10 protein-coding genes are annotated in these 13,964 nt (G+C 72.6%); 4 read left to right on the top strand and 6 right to left on the bottom strand.

Annotation, left to right across the window (positions count from 1 at the left end; translation table 11 throughout):
• Nucleotides 1-197 precede the first annotated feature (197 nt).
• Nucleotides 198-1,577, top strand: coding sequence for a serine/threonine-protein kinase (locus tag AB0B86_RS02245; RefSeq protein ID WP_357412728.1), 1,380 nt, complete (start codon nucleotides 198-200; stop codon nucleotides 1,575-1,577).
• A 126-nt stretch (nucleotides 1,578-1,703) separates the two neighbouring features.
• Entirely contained in the window at nucleotides 1,704-2,966 is a 1,263-nt protein-coding gene (locus tag AB0B86_RS02240) for a nucleotide sugar dehydrogenase (RefSeq protein WP_357412730.1), read from the top strand.
• A gap of 191 nt (nucleotides 2,967-3,157) precedes the next feature.
• Here the strand turns inward: AB0B86_RS02240 and AB0B86_RS02235 are convergent, their stop codons facing one another.
• From AB0B86_RS02235 to AB0B86_RS02220, 4 genes are all read right to left on the bottom strand, one after another.
• Nucleotides 3,158-5,632 (bottom strand): ABC transporter permease, encoded by a 2,475-nt coding sequence (locus tag AB0B86_RS02235; protein ID WP_357412732.1) that lies wholly within the window; start codon nucleotides 5,630-5,632, stop codon nucleotides 3,158-3,160.
• Nucleotides 5,633-5,779: 147 nt separating this feature from the next.
• Nucleotides 5,780-6,445, bottom strand: a complete 666-nt coding sequence (locus AB0B86_RS02230; RefSeq protein ID WP_357412734.1) for a response regulator transcription factor — start codon at nucleotides 6,443-6,445, stop codon at nucleotides 5,780-5,782.
• On the bottom strand, nucleotides 6,442-7,653 hold the full coding sequence (locus tag AB0B86_RS02225; RefSeq protein ID WP_357412736.1) for a sensor histidine kinase: 1,212 nt from the start codon (nucleotides 7,651-7,653) through the stop codon (nucleotides 6,442-6,444). The genes AB0B86_RS02230 and AB0B86_RS02225 overlap by 4 nt, the downstream gene beginning before the upstream one ends.
• 88 nt (nucleotides 7,654-7,741) lie before the next feature.
• Entirely contained in the window at nucleotides 7,742-8,452 is a 711-nt protein-coding gene (locus AB0B86_RS02220) for a DUF305 domain-containing protein (protein WP_357412738.1), read from the bottom strand.
• Nucleotides 8,453-8,590: 138 nt separating this feature from the next.
• Between AB0B86_RS02220 and AB0B86_RS02215 the strand changes: the two genes are divergently transcribed.
• Entirely contained in the window at nucleotides 8,591-10,021 is a 1,431-nt protein-coding gene (locus AB0B86_RS02215) for a hypothetical protein (RefSeq protein ID WP_357412740.1), read from the top strand.
• Nucleotides 10,022-10,182: 161 nt separating this feature from the next.
• On the top strand, nucleotides 10,183-11,406 hold the full coding sequence (locus tag AB0B86_RS02210) for an SLC13 family permease (RefSeq protein WP_357412742.1): 1,224 nt from the start codon (nucleotides 10,183-10,185) through the stop codon (nucleotides 11,404-11,406).
• A gap of 83 nt (nucleotides 11,407-11,489) precedes the next feature.
• On the opposite strand, the gene AB0B86_RS02205 is transcribed toward AB0B86_RS02210, so the two are convergent.
• Complete coding sequence (locus AB0B86_RS02205; protein ID WP_357412744.1) at nucleotides 11,490-12,314, bottom strand: MerR family transcriptional regulator; 825 nt, start codon at nucleotides 12,312-12,314, stop codon at nucleotides 11,490-11,492.
• A 48-nt stretch (nucleotides 12,315-12,362) separates the two neighbouring features.
• A complete protein-coding gene (locus tag AB0B86_RS02200) occupies nucleotides 12,363-13,964 on the bottom strand; it encodes an asparagine synthase-related protein (RefSeq protein WP_357414919.1) in 1,602 nt (533 codons plus the stop codon).

The raw sequence follows: 13,964 nt of genomic DNA, 5'->3' as shown, positions 1-13,964 counted from the left end.
CCAGACTGCGGCACGGCGTCTCGGTGAGCGCGGGGAATCGGCGGGCCGAAATATGTCACCTTTCGTCACCGAACGCTTCCACACCGTCACAAGAACGCGGCGTCCACAGAGGTCAACCGGCCGGTGCCGATGCTGTCACTCGTTCGGCGGACGGCCCGTGTCGCGCTCCCGCGCGCCACTCTGGGTACGGTATTGCGGTGTTGTCATCGGAGGTCGTGCTCAGCGGTCGGTACCGCCTGGACGAACGGGTCGCCACGGGCGGTATGGGCGACGTCTGGCTTGCCTCGGACCTGATCCTCGGCCGGCAGGTCGCGGTCAAGGTGCTGCTGCCGAGCCTGGTCTCCGACCCCGACTTCATCGCCCGGTTCCGGGCCGAGGCGCGGATCATGGCAGCGCTGCGGCACCCCGGCATCGTGCAGGTGTTCGACTGCGGCGCCGACGACCTGCCCGACGGCGCAGGTCGGGCGGACTACCTGGTCATGGAGTTCGTCGCCGGCGAGCCGTTGTCCAAGCGGATCGAGACGGCCGGCCGCCTCGACGTGGCCGAGACGATGTCGATCGTCGCCCAGGCCGCCTCGGCGCTGAACGCGGCGCACCGCGGCGGCATCGTGCACCGCGACGTCAAGCCCAGCAACCTGCTCGTGCTCGAGGACGGCACCGTCGTCCTGGTGGACTTCGGCGTGGCGCGTTCGCTCGACATCACCAGCATCACCAGCACCAACGCGGTGCCCGGCACCGCCCTCTACATGGCTCCCGAGCAGGCCGCCGGTCGACCGGTAAGCGGTGCCACCGACATCTACGCGCTGGGCGCGGTCACCTACTGCTGCCTCACCGGCAGTCCGCCCTTCACCGGCGACAACCCGCTCCAGGTGGCCGTCCGACACCTCGACGACGAGCCGCCGGAGCTGCCGCACGAGATTCCGGAGGCGGTCCGCGCCCTGGTGTACCGGGCGCTGGCCAAGGACCCACTCGAGCGTTTCAGCAGCGGCGCGGCGATGGCCGAGGCGGCCCGGACCGCGGTCACCGGCGGCGAGCCGCCGACCGCGCTGGCCGGGGCCGTTCCGCTGCGCGACGCCGGGCCGGGCACCCGCACCGACGGGCCGGTTGGCGCGGCGGTGGCAGGTGGGCCGCAGGTCGGGCGGGAGCGTCGGCGGGGTCCGTTGGTCGGCGCGGGGGTGGCAGTGCTCGTCGCCCTTGTCGGGCTCGGCGCGGCGCTCGGCGCGACGCGGGGTACCGGCGACGATCCGGCGGTCAACCTGCCGACCACCTCGCCGGCTGTGGCGCCGAGTGGCCCGTTGGAGCTGCCGGCGGGCAACGAGCAGGTCGCCACCGGTGGTCCGACCCGACCCGACCGGGCGGCGCCGCCCGGCAACTCGCCGTCGGCGTCGATTCCCGTTACGCCGAGCACGCGACCCAGTCAGACGAGCACCCCGCCGACGCCAACCGGGGCGCCGACGCTCACCACCCCGCCGACCAGCAGCCCGGCGAGCACCCCGGCGACCCCGCCGTCGGTGCCCCCGACGACCCCGCCGGACGGCCTGCCGACCGGTGGTCCGGACGTACCGGAGGGCAACTGAGCGCTCCGGGTTCGCCCAGCGCGGATAGTCCCACCAGCACCGATATCCCCAAAACGGACTTGCGTCACCCAACGCCCCTCTAGGCTCCTCGGCAGGTCATATCCACCATCTGCTGCGGGAGCCCGGGTGAACGCTGAAAAGCTGGTCGTGATCGGTCAGGGGTACGTCGGGCTGCCGCTGGCCATGCGCGCGGTGGAGGCGGGGCTGGACGTGGTCGGCCTCGACGTCGACGCCGACCGGGTGAAGCGTCTCGCCTCCGGCGAGTCGTTCGTCGAGGACATCCCGACCGACCGGCTGGGCCGCGCCCTGGGTAGCGGCCGATACCACCCCAGTACGGAGTACACGGATGCCGAGGGCTTCGACATCTGTGTCATCACCGTGCCGACCCCACTGCGCGACGGCACCCCCGACCTGAGCTTCGTCGAGCAGGCCGGTGTCGGCATCGGTCCGTACGTCCGGCCGGGGTGCACTGTGGTCCTGGAGTCGACCACGTACCCCGGCACGACCGAGGAGCTGCTGCGCCCACTGTTGGAGTCGGCGAGCGGACTGAGTAGTCCCGGCGACTTCCACCTCGGCTACAGCCCGGAGCGGATCGACCCGGGCAACCGGACCTGGCGGCTGGAGAACACGCCGAAGGTGGTCTCCGGCGTGGACGCGGCCTCGCTGGCCCGGGTGGACGAGTTCTACAAGCGGCTCGTGGACCGCACGGTGCCGGTGGGCTCGACCCGGGTGGCGGAGCTGACCAAGCTGATCGAGAACACCTTCCGCCAGGTCAACATCGCACTGATCAACGAGCTGACCATGCTCTCGCACCACCTCGACATCGACGTCTGGCAGGCGATCGACGCCGCCGAGACCAAACCGTTCGGCTTCCTGCCGTTCCGGCCCGGGCCCGGAGTCGGCGGGCACTGCCTGCCGATCGACCCGTGTTACCTGTCCTGGCAGGTCAAGCGCCGCCTGGGCCGGCAGTTCCGCTTCATCGAACTGGCCAACGACATCAATCACGAGATGCCCGAACACGTCTGCCAACGGATCATGGCGGGACTGAACCGGGACGGCCGGGCCGTCAGCGGGGCCCGGCTGCTGCTGCTCGGTCTGGCGTACAAGAAGAACACCGGCGACATGCGCGACTCCCCCGCGGTCGACGTGGCCCTCCGACTGCGGGGGTTCGGTGCCGAGGTACACGCGGTCGAGCCGTACGCCGAGGCGCACCACATCCCGGCCGGGGTGACAGTGGTCGGGCTCACCGAGCAGGAGGTACGCGCCGCCGACGCGGTGGTGGTGGTCACCGACCACGACACCTTCGACTACGACCTGGTGGTCCGGCACGCGCGCTACGTCTTCGACACCCGCAACCGGTGCGTCGGCCCGATGGTCGAGCGCCTCTAGACCCGGCACCGCTGGCCGGTCCCGCCGCCGCGCAAGACGGCGGGACCGGCCGGCGGATGTCCGTTGCCGCCCCGGCCGGCGGCACCTCGTCCGTTCCCGCCCCGGCCGGCGGCACCTCGTCCGTTCCCGTCCCGGCCGGCGGCACCGGGCGGTGACACCCGTCGACGGCCGGCCGGCCGGCCGCGGCGTCGTCACTGGTCGGCGAGCGCCTCGACGACCGGGCGGGACAGCGCCCGGCGGGCCGGCAGGACCGAGGCGAGCAGGGCGGCCAGCACCGCGACGCCCAGGATCAGCCCGAGCTGGCCGAGCGGCAGCACCACGTGGAAGTCCCCGCCGAGGCGGCTCAACAGGGCCATCGCGGAGGCGCTGACGCCGGTGCCCAGCCCCACACCGAGCACCGCACCGACAAGCGCCATCAGCACCGCCTCGACGGCGAGCACCGCCCGCATCCGGGCGCGGGTCAGCCCGACCGCCCGCAGCACGGCGTTCTCCCTGGTCCGCTCGACCACCGACAGGCTCAGCGTGTTCGCCACGCCGACCAGGGCGATCACCACGGCCAGGCCGAGCAGCGCGGTGACGAACGCGAGCACCATGTCCACGGTGCCGGTGAGCATGTTCTTGTACGCGCCCTGGTCCATCAGGTTCACCGTCGGATAACGGGCCAGCACCCCCTCGATCACGTCCCGGGCCTGCTCGGCGCTCACCCCGGCGGCGGGGTCGATCTCGGCCAGGAAACCCCGCTGACCGGGGAAGAGCGCGGCGAAGTCCGCGTCGGCCATGTCGATGACGTGACCCGCCGGCGCACCGTCGGCCGGCGTGTCGTCGGTGACCACCGCCGCCACCCGGAACGGCCGGTCCGCGACTGTCACCGGGGAGCCGACCCGCAGGCCGCGTGCCTGGGCCAACTCCTGGTGTACGAGCACCTGCCCGGGACCGACCCGGGTGGCGTCGCCGGCCAGCACCGCGCCCAGGGTCCGGCCGACGAGCGCCGGGTGGGCCGCCCGGATCTCGACGTCGTCGACGACAGTGTGACGCTGCTCGTGCACCACCCCCAACTCGGGACGGGCGGCCAGCTCACCGGTGAGCGCAGCCGGGAGATCCTGACCGATTCCGCTCACCACGAAGTCCGTCCCGACTTGCTCATCCACGCTGCGTTCGATGCCGTCCTTGGTGCTGCGTGCGCCGACCATGAAGGCCGACACCAGTCCGATCCCGATCACCAGGGCGGTGGCGGTAGCGGCGACCCGGCGCGGATTGCGGACCGTGTTGGCCACCGCCAGTGCGCCGGTCGCCCCGAGGACGCGCCGGACCGGCCAGCCGAACACCCGGGCCAGGGCCGGGACGAGCACCGGCCCGAACAGCACGATCCCGAAGAAGGTGAGCACCCCACCCGCCGCCACCAGCACCAGCTGGCCGGCGCTGGCGGCACCGGCCAGTGCGGCGACACCGACGGCCAGCAGCACCGCGCCGAAGGCCAACCGGAGCCGGCCGGCGCCCCGGCTCGGCTGCACCGCGGCGTCGGTGAGCGCGGCCACCGGCGCGACACGGGTGCCCCGCCAGGCCGGTAGCAGGGCGGCGCACACGGTGAGCGCGGTGCCCAGCAACAGACCGGTGAGCACTGTCGAACCGGTAACGGTCAGGGCTCCGGTGCCCAACACGTCCAGTTCGGACAGCAGCAGCCGCAGCCCGCCGGCGAGGGCCACCCCGAGCAGCACCCCGAGCGCGGAGGCGACAAGTCCGAGCACCGCCGACTCCAGCACTGCGGCCCGGAACACCTGCCCCCGGGTGGCGCCGATCAGGCGCAGCAGCGCGGTGCGCCGGGTGCGCTGGGCCAGCACTATCGCGAAGGTGTTGGCGATCACGAAGCCGGCCACCACCACGGCGACCCCCACGAAGATCAACAGCAGCATCCGGAACTGGTCCGCGCTGCGGACCGCCTCCTCGACGGCCTCGTCGAGGATCCGCTGCCGGCTCTTCACGAGGGCTTCGCCGCCAGCCACGTCCCGCACCCGCTCGGTCACCGCCGCGACGGAGGCACCCGGACGGGCCGCCACCATGATCCGGCCGTATCCCCGCTGGCCGGTGAGGGCCAACGCGTCCGGCCCGACCAGGCCGACGAACGGCCCCCCGACGTCGCGGACGGTGCCAGCCACGTCGACGGTGCCCACCAGGGTGTACGGGCGGGCCGCGCCGCCACCGCCGCCGACCCGCACCTCCGCGCCGAGGGCGAAGCCCTCCTCGGCCGCCGTCGGCGCGTCGAGCACCACCTCCCCGGCCCGGTCGGGCAGGCGGCCGGCGACCACGTCGTACGAGCGCAGCGCCGGCTCGGTGGGGATGGCCACCAGCATCGTGAAGCCGAGCACCGGACGGCCGTCGGAGCCGAGGATCCCGGCGGTGTCCGTCAGTTCACCAGCCGCGGCGGCCACCCCGTCGACCGCGCGCACCCGGTCGACCAGGGCGGGGGCCAGCGCCTCCCGGCCGGCGGAGTAGACACCCAGGTCGGTGTGCCGGTCGAAGGTGCCGGCCCGCTCGTACGCCCCGGCGCGCATCCCGTCGACGAAGATCATGGTGCCGGCCACGAACGCGACCCCGAGCACGACGGCCAGCGCGGAGAGCAGCATGCGCAGCGCCTCGGCACGCAACGAGCGCAGGGTCAGGCGGATCATGCGGAGCTCCCGGTGCAGGTGACGGATCGGACCCCTCCGACGCTATGGCCGGAGCTGGTCAGTCGATCTCCACCTGCGCGCTCGACCTGCCTGCGCCGCGGGTCGCGGTGCGCCCATCACCCACTACGACCCAGGTCGTACGCGGCGTCATCCGCCGGGTGTGACAAGCCCGCTCTCGTACGCCAGGACCACCGCCTGGACCCGGTCGCGCAGGTGCAGCTTCGCCAGGATCCGACCGACGTGGGTCTTCACCGTCGCCTCGGCCACGTGCACCCGGGCGGCGATCTCCGCGTTGGACAGGCCCTGGGCGACAAGCAGCAGCACCTCCCGTTCCCGCTCGGTGAGCTGGGTAAGGCGAGGGTCCGCGCTCGGTGCGGCGCCGAGCTGCCCGGCGAACCGGTCCAGCAGCCGCCGGGTGATCGACGGGGCCACCACCGAGTCGCCCCCGGCCACCACCCGGATCGCGGCCAGCAACTCCTCCGGCGGGACGTTCTTGAGCAGGAACCCGCTCGCCCCGGCCTGTAGCGCGGCGAACGCGTCCGCCTCGGTGTCGAAGGTGGTGAGCACCAGCACCCGGGGCGGGCCCGCGGGCCGGTCGGCGCAGAGCCGCCGGGTCGCCTCCACCCCGTCCATCGTGGGCATCCGGATGTCCATGACGACCACGTCGGCCTCGGTGCGGGAGAGCACCCGCAGGGCGTCCGCGCCGTCGATCGCCTCCCCGACCACCTCCAGGTCGGGCTGGGACTCGAGCACCATCCGGAACCCGGCGCGGACCAACGCCTGGTCGTCCACGATCACCACCCGGACCGTCATGCCGCGATCACCTCCGTTGCCGGCTCCGACGGTAGCGGTAGCCGCACTTCGAGCTGCCAGCCCCCGGCCGGCCGGGGGCCGACGGTGAGGGTGCCGTCGTACACAGTGACCCGCTCCCGCATGCCGAGGAGACCGTGACCGCCGGACGGTGCCGGGCTGACCAGCGGCCGGCCCCGGCCGTCGTCGCGGACCCGGACCACGACGGCCCCGACGGTGTGGGTCAGGACGACCTCGACGCCGGCGCCGACGCCGGCGTGCTTGAGCGCGTTGGTGAGCGCCTCCTGCACCACCCGGTAGATGGTCAGCTCCAACCCGGGCGGCAGCGCCGGCTGCTCGCCGGTGACGGTGCTGCGGATGTGCAGCCCGGCGTCGCCGAAGCGAGCCAGCAGGTCGGGCAGCTCGGCCAGGGCCAGGCGCCGGTGTTCCGGGTCGGCGGCGGCCACGAGCCCGTCGCCGCCGGCCGGGCCGGCGTCGCGCAGGACGCCCACCAACCGGCGCATCTCCTCAAGCGCCGAGCGGCCGGTGTCCGCGACCACCTTCACCGCGGTGCGGGCCTGGGCGGGGTCACGGTCGAGCATGAACCGCGCGCCGTCGGCCTGGACGATCATCACCGCCAGGCTGTGCGCGACCACGTCGTGCAGCTCACGGGCGATCCGGGTGCGCTCCTCGGCGACCGCCGCCCGGGACTCGGCCTCCCGTTCGCGTTCCAGGGTGGTGGCCCGTTCCTCAAGGCTGAGTACGTAGAGCCGGCGGGTCCGCACGTTCAGCGCGACCAGCCACACCGCACCGGTGACCAGCGCGTACCACACCGAGGTGATCCACCAGACGATGACGCCGGGGGTCTGCACGGCGGCGAGCACCGCGCCCACCGCGGCGACCACGCCGGCGAGCACCCCGGTGCGCAGCCGATCGCCGTACTTCACCACGCTGTAGAGCGCGATCAGGACGGCGACGTCGAAGGGCAGCGGACCCCAGCGGGCGATCACCTGCACCAGGGCGAGCACGGCGACCACCACCGTCACCGCGCCCGGGCGGACCCGGCGGAACAGCAGCGCCACGGCCATGCCCAGACAGACGATCGCGGCCGCCCAGCCGCCCGCCAGGTTCGCCGCGCCGGCCAGGCCGATCAGGGCCACCACGGCGGAGACGGCCACGTCGAAGGCGACGCCGCGCAGCGGGCGACCGAACATCGTGCGTCTCACGGTCACCCAGCGTACGTGCCGGCAGGCGTGGCCAGCGCGCCTCGGCCGGGCCGGACCGTGCGGTGATCCCGCCGGTCGGCCCGACCGGCCCGGCTCACCGGTCGAGGACCTCGCGCATCCGGTCGATCTCGACGGTCTGCTCGGTGGCGACCGAGGTGGCGAATTCGTTGAGTGTGAGGTCGGACCCGACGGTGAGCAGGTTGGTGGCCATCTCGATGGCGCCCTGGTGATGCTCGGTCATCATCCGGACGAAGAGCCGGTCGAAGGCCGCGCCACGGCTGGCGGCGAGCTGCCGCATCGCCTCGGGTGACTGCATGCCGCGCATGGTGCCGTGGTCGTGCCCCGCGACCTCCGCCGGGAGGCCGCGGGTCTGCAACCAGCCCCGCATCATGCCGATCTCCGGTTCCTGACTGGCCCGCATGCGCTCGGCGAGGGCCCGGATGTCGGGGTCGGCAGCGCGGTCACCGGCGAGTTGCGCCATTTCGAGCGCCTGCGCGTGGTGCGGGATCATCATCCGGACGAACCAGACGTCCAAGGAGTTGTGCGGCGCGGGGCCGGCGTCGCGGACCTCGTGGGCCGCGCGGGTGGCCGCGACCTCACCGGGGCGGCCGGGCGCGATGACGGTCAGGTCGGTGGGGACCGGGCTGGCTGTCGGCGAGGTGGGCGCGGGGGTGGCGGGTGCGGAGGCCGACCCGGCGGCGCCCGTCGCGGCGTCGCCGCCGGCGCGGGTCACCACCACGGCCACCAGCGCGAGCATGACGGCCAGTGTGACAATCGCCAGGGTTCGGGCGCGCCGGTCGGTCATGGGCCACTCCCTGAAGTCGAGGTCATCGCGATGCTACCCATTGATGGAGTCACTTTAATGTGACCCCCATCACATCGACGATCTTCGCAGGACGGTAAGGTGTCGACAATCATCTCCCCCTTGCGAAGGGCCTCGCCGATGATCAAATTCCACCTGCCCCGGCCACGACACCTGCGCATCGTGGCGCTCGCGACGACCGGCCTCCTCGTCGCCAGCGCGCTCGTCGCCCCGGCCAGCAACGCCCAGGTGGCGCCGCAGCCGGCGCCCGCCGCCGCGATCCCCGGCGTCGACGAGATCGTCAGCAGTCCCAACCTGCGTCAGATCGCCAACGTGCCAAAGGTCGCCCCCCTGGACGCGACGAACAGCGACATCGCCTTCCAGGGCAAGTACGCGTTCGCCGGCAACTACAACGGCTTCGTCATCTACGACATCTCGCGGCCCAGCGCCCCGACGGTCACGGCCCGGGTGCTCTGCCCGGGGTCGCAGAACGACATCTCCGTGCACGGCGACCTGCTCTTCCTCTCCACCGACTCGTCACGCAGCGACGACTCCTGCAACAGCACCGCGCAGGGGGCGGACGTGAAGGACTCCTGGGAGGGCATCAAGGTCTTCGACATCAAGGACAAGGCCAACCCGCGCTACATCAAGTCCGTCGAGACGGCCTGCGGCTCGCACACCCACACCCTGGTGCCGGGCAAGGACCGCAAGGCCGTCTACCTGTACGTGTCGTCGTACAGCCCGCGGGCCGAGTTCCCGGACTGCCAGCCGCCGCACGACTCCATCTCGATCATCAAGGTGCCACTGAAGAAGCCGACCGACGCGGCAGTGGTCGCCACGCCGAACCTCTTCCCGGACGGCGGCTTCGCCGGCGGGCCGGGCTCGGCGACCACCGGTTGCCACGACATCACCGCGTACCCGTCGAAGGACCTCGCCGCCGGCGCCTGCATGGGTGACGGGATCCTGCTCGACATCAAGAACCGGGAGGCGCCCCGGGTCATCAACCGGGTCCGGGACACCGTCAACTTCGCGTTCTGGCACTCGGCCACCTTCAACAACTCCGGCACCAAGGTGGTCTTCACCGACGAGCTGGGTGGCGGCGGGGCGGCGACCTGCAACGAGGCCATCGGACCCAACCGGGGCGCGGACGCCATCTACGACATCGCCGGCCGCGGTAACGCCCGGACGATGACCTTCCGCAGCTACTACAAGATCCCCCGGACCAACGCGGACACCGAGAACTGCGTGGCGCACAACGGCTCGCTGGTCCCGGTGCTCGGTCGGGACATCATGGTCCAGGCGTGGTACCAGGGCGGCATCTCGGTCTGGGACTTCACCGACTCGGCCAACCCGAAGGAGATCGCCTTCTGGGAGCGCGGCCCGCTCTCGACCGAGAGGCTCGTCGGCGGTGGCACCTGGTCCGCGTACTACTACAACGGCCACATCTACTCCAACGACATGGTGAAGGGCCTGGACGTCCTGGAGCTGAACGACTGGCGGACCTGGACGGCCAAACTGACCCGCTACCCCGAACTCAACGTGCAGACCCAGCCCAGCTACCTGGGCTGGTAGGCACCACACCGCACCGGGTCCGGTCCCCCGATCCATGGGGGGCCGGACCCGGCCCTGTTCGGGCAGGTCCGCCCACGTCCCCTCGGCGGCCGGCCGCCGCGATCGTGGGGCTGGTCACCACGGCGGGCGACAGACCGGCAGCCGTGGGAACGTGGTCAGACGTGAAGCCTGCCGCCGTCGCCGACGCACCGCCCGAGCCGACCAGCCGCTGGCGACCCCACCCGCTTGATCTGGTGGCCGTCGTCCTCGCGGCACTCGGGGTGGGTTGCGCGCTGAGCGGGCTGCTGCCCGCGGCGGAGACCACCGCCACCCTGCACCGGGTCCTGCCGCTTCTGCTCTTTCTCGGCACCGTGATCGTGCTCGCCGAACTGACCGCCGTGGCCGGTGTCTTCGACGTGCTGGCCAGCCAACTGGCCATCGCCTCCCGGGGCAGGTGGGCGGCGTTGTTCCTGCTCTGTGGTGGCCTGGCCACGCTTACCACCCTCGTACTCAACCTCGACACCACCGCCGTGCTGCTCACCCCGGTGCTGCTCGCCCTGGCCCGCAACCTGCGGGTGCCGGCCGCCCCGCTCGCAGTCACCACCGTCTGGTTGGCGAACACCGCCAGCCTGCTGCTGCCGGTGTCGAACCTGACCAACCTGCTGGCCGCCGACCGGGTCGGGTTGACCCCACTGGCCTACGCCGAGCGGATGGCGCTGCCGCAGCTCGCCGCGGTGACGGTCACCATGGCACTGCTCTGGTACGTGTGGTGGCGGCGGGACCGACCGGCCGGCGGGCGTTTCGTACCGCCGAAGCGGCACCTGCCGGCGGACCCGGTGCTGCACCGCGTCGCACTCGCCGGCTGCCTGCTCTTCGTCGCCGGCATCCTCGCCGGGGTGGAGATCGGTCTCGCCTCGGCCGTCGCGCTCGCACTGGTGCTTGTCGGGTTCGTCGTCCGCTCCCCCGCCACGCTGCGCCTGCGGCTGGTGCCGGTGCGGCTGCTGCTCTTCGTCGTCGGGCTGTTCCTGGTGGTGCAGACCCTCGGTCAGCACGGGCTGGACGACCTGGTCGCCGGCCTGCTCGGCGCCGACGACGGGGCGCTCGGCGCGCTGCGGGCCGGCGGCACCGGGGCGCTGCTGTCGAACGGCGTGAACAACCTGCCGGCCTACCTGGCCGGCGAGGCGGTGCTGCCGGCCACCGACCACACCCGCCTGCTGGCCCTGCTGATCGGCACCAACGTCGGCCCGCTGGCCGCGCCCTGGGCCTCGCTCGCCACCCTGCTGTGGTTCGAGCGGTGCCGGGCGGCCGGGGTGACGGTGCCGTCGACCCGCTTCGTGCTGAGCAGCACCCTGCTCGCGGTGACCGGCACGCTCGCCGCGGTCGGCGCGTTGCTGCTGGTGAGCTGAGCTGCCCAGGGCGGCACCGGCGGGCTGGTCCCCAGCCCGCCGCCGTCGGGTCCCCGCCACGAGGACCCGACGGCAGGGTCGGGTCAGTCCCGGTGCACCGCGAGCTGCATCTCGGTCACGCCCTTTTCCGGCTCGTCCGCGCAGTAGTCCAGGTACACCTCGCGGGCGAAGCCGTCGGCGCGGTAGCCGTTGTCGTCGATCCATCGGGCCAGCACCTGCATGCTCTGCTCGACGTCGGCCATCGCGCCGTGGTGGACGATCGTCGCGGCGGAGCCCAGCGCGGGCAGGTCGCGTACCTCGACGTCGGGGACTGTCGACGCCGCGACGGTCACCCCGGCGTGCACCAGCACCGCGTCGCCGTCACCCGGCGCGGCCGGCTCGTACCAGGCGATCGCCGGCCCCGTCGGGGTGATGCCGGCGGCGGCCAGCCGGCGGAACAGCTCCGGGTAGAGCGGCCCGATCACCGGGCCGATGTCCTGGCCCTGGTAGCTCGGCGCGACAGCGGTCAGCTCCGCGAGGCGCACCTGTGGAACTTCCTTCAGGACGACGTCCTGGGTAGTCATGGTTCCCTCCGACTCGATCATCCGGAGCCTCGCCTCGACCGCTGCCAACCGGGCGGCGTCCGCCGCCAGTTGCTCTTCCAACTGGGTCCGGCGTAGCCGCAGCATTCCGCGCAACTCGACCACGTCGACGGCGTCGTCGACGATGACCCGCACCTGCTCAAGCGTGAGGCCCAGGTCCTTCAGGGCGATCACCCGGTTGAGCCGGCGCAGCTGGTCCGCGCGGTAGAACCGGTACCCGGTGTGCGGGTCGACGGCGGCCGGACGCAGCAACCCGACGTTGTCGTAGTGGCGCAGCATCCGCACCGACACCCGGCCCAGCCGGGCGAAGTCTCCGATGGTGAACATGATCCCCTCACGCTCGTCCCTGACACGGTGTCAGAGTCAAGCGTGGGGTCAACCGACCGACGAGCGGCGGGCCGGGCGCGGGCCGACCAGTCGACGGACCATCGGCGCGGCGTTCCACCTGGCGGCACCGACCAGATCGCGGGCATGCTCCAGGACTGTGTAGTCGGGCCGGTCGAGCCCGTCGGCGATGGCACGGTCGAGGTCGTTGCCGCACCGGCTCAGCACCGAGTCGAAGTCGCGGCGCACCGGCTCCTGCAGGTCGTAGCCGAACGAGCGGTGCAGCCGGGCGAAGAGCGGTTTGTACAGGCGGACCCGCTCGTGCAACCCCGACGAGTACGACATCGGGTTCTTCGGCCGGCGCAGAATGTAGTCGGGCAGCACGTCGGCGAACGCCCGCCGGACGATCCACTTCTCCTGCCCGTCGCGCAGCTTCAGGTCCAGTGGCAGCCGCATCGCCAGCTCCACCACGCTGAGGTCGAGGAACGGCACGCGGGCCTCCACGCCGTGGCCCATCGCGGCCCGGTCCACCCGCTGCAACTCCGTCCGGCACAGGTTGCGGATCCGGTGCAGGAACAGCCGGCGGGCCGCGGCCGGGCCGACCTGGTGGTACATCGGATATCCACCGAACAACTCGTCCGAGCCGTCACCGGTGAGCACCACCTTGATGCCCAACTCCCGCAGGCGCCGGAAGATCGGCACCGAGACCACCGCGTTGATGATGTCGCCGTACTCGGTCAGCTCGGAGATCCGGATCGCCTCGCGCACGTCGGCGAGCCGGATGTCGCGCGGGCGCAGCTCGACCACGACGTGCGGCACGTCGAGGTCGGCGGCGAGCCGCCGGGCGTACGCGACGTCGGGGCTGTCGGCGACGCCGACCGTCACCGCGACGCAGTCCGGGTGGATGTCGCGTACCTGCCGCAGCGTCAGTGAGCTGTCCAGCCCACCGGAGAGCACCACCCCGACGGTCAGGTCGGTCTCCACCCGCATCCGGATGGCGTCGCTCAGCGCGGCCCGAACGAGCAGGGCGGCCTCGTCCGGGTCGTCGATGAGCGGCAGGCCCGCGCCGATGGTGAGCAGGTCGACGTACGGGTTGAGGCGGACCGGCCCATCCACCTCAGCCCAGCCGTGGTGCCCCGGCGGCACCTCGGTGATCGGTGCGCCGTGCCCGACGAGCGCCTTCACCTCGGAGGCGAGCTGCAGGCAGCCGGGCCGACGCGACAGGTACAGCGGTTTGACCCCGAGCGGGTCGCGGGCCAGGTAGGCCCGGCCGGTGCTCCGCTCGACGGCCGCGAACGCGTACTCGCCGCGCAGTCGGGTCACCGCCGCCTCGCCCCACTGCTGGAACGCGGCGAGCAGCACCTCGGTGTCGCTCTCGGTGCGGAACGCCTGACCCAGCCGGGTCAGCTGCGTGCGCAGCTCCCGGTAGTTGAAGATCTCCCCGTTGAAGCAGAGCAGCCAGCGCTCGTCGGTCGAGGTCCACGGTTGCACCGCCCGATCCCGGTCGACGACGCGCAGGCGGCGGGTGCCGGCGAGCAGCCCGCGCTCGGACCGGGTTTCGGTGACCTCGCCGCGCGGGGCCAGGACGGCGAGCATCCGGCGGAAGGTCGCCGGATCGGCCTCGGGTCCGATGCTCAGGGCGATGCCGCACAC

Source organism: Micromonospora sp. NPDC049047 (assembly GCF_040649135.1).
GTDB lineage: Bacteria > Actinomycetota > Actinomycetes > Mycobacteriales > Micromonosporaceae > Micromonospora.
Note: the sequence above shows the minus strand (reverse complement) of the source record. Positions and strands in the feature narration are given on the sequence as shown.

Coding starts and splice junctions, on each gene's coding strand:
- AB0B86_RS02235 (WP_357412732.1), bottom strand. CDS start 5,632: ATGATCCGCCTGACCCTGCGCTCGTTGCGTGCCGAGGCGCTGCGCATG.
- AB0B86_RS02230 (WP_357412734.1), bottom strand. CDS start 6,445: ATGACGGTCCGGGTGGTGATCGTGGACGACCAGGCGTTGGTCCGCGCC.
- AB0B86_RS02220 (WP_357412738.1), bottom strand. CDS start 8,452: ATGACCGACCGGCGCGCCCGAACCCTGGCGATTGTCACACTGGCCGTC.
- AB0B86_RS02215 (WP_357412740.1), top strand. CDS start 8,591: ATGATCAAATTCCACCTGCCCCGGCCACGACACCTGCGCATCGTGGCG.
- AB0B86_RS02205 (WP_357412744.1), bottom strand. CDS start 12,314: ATGTTCACCATCGGAGACTTCGCCCGGCTGGGCCGGGTGTCGGTGCGG.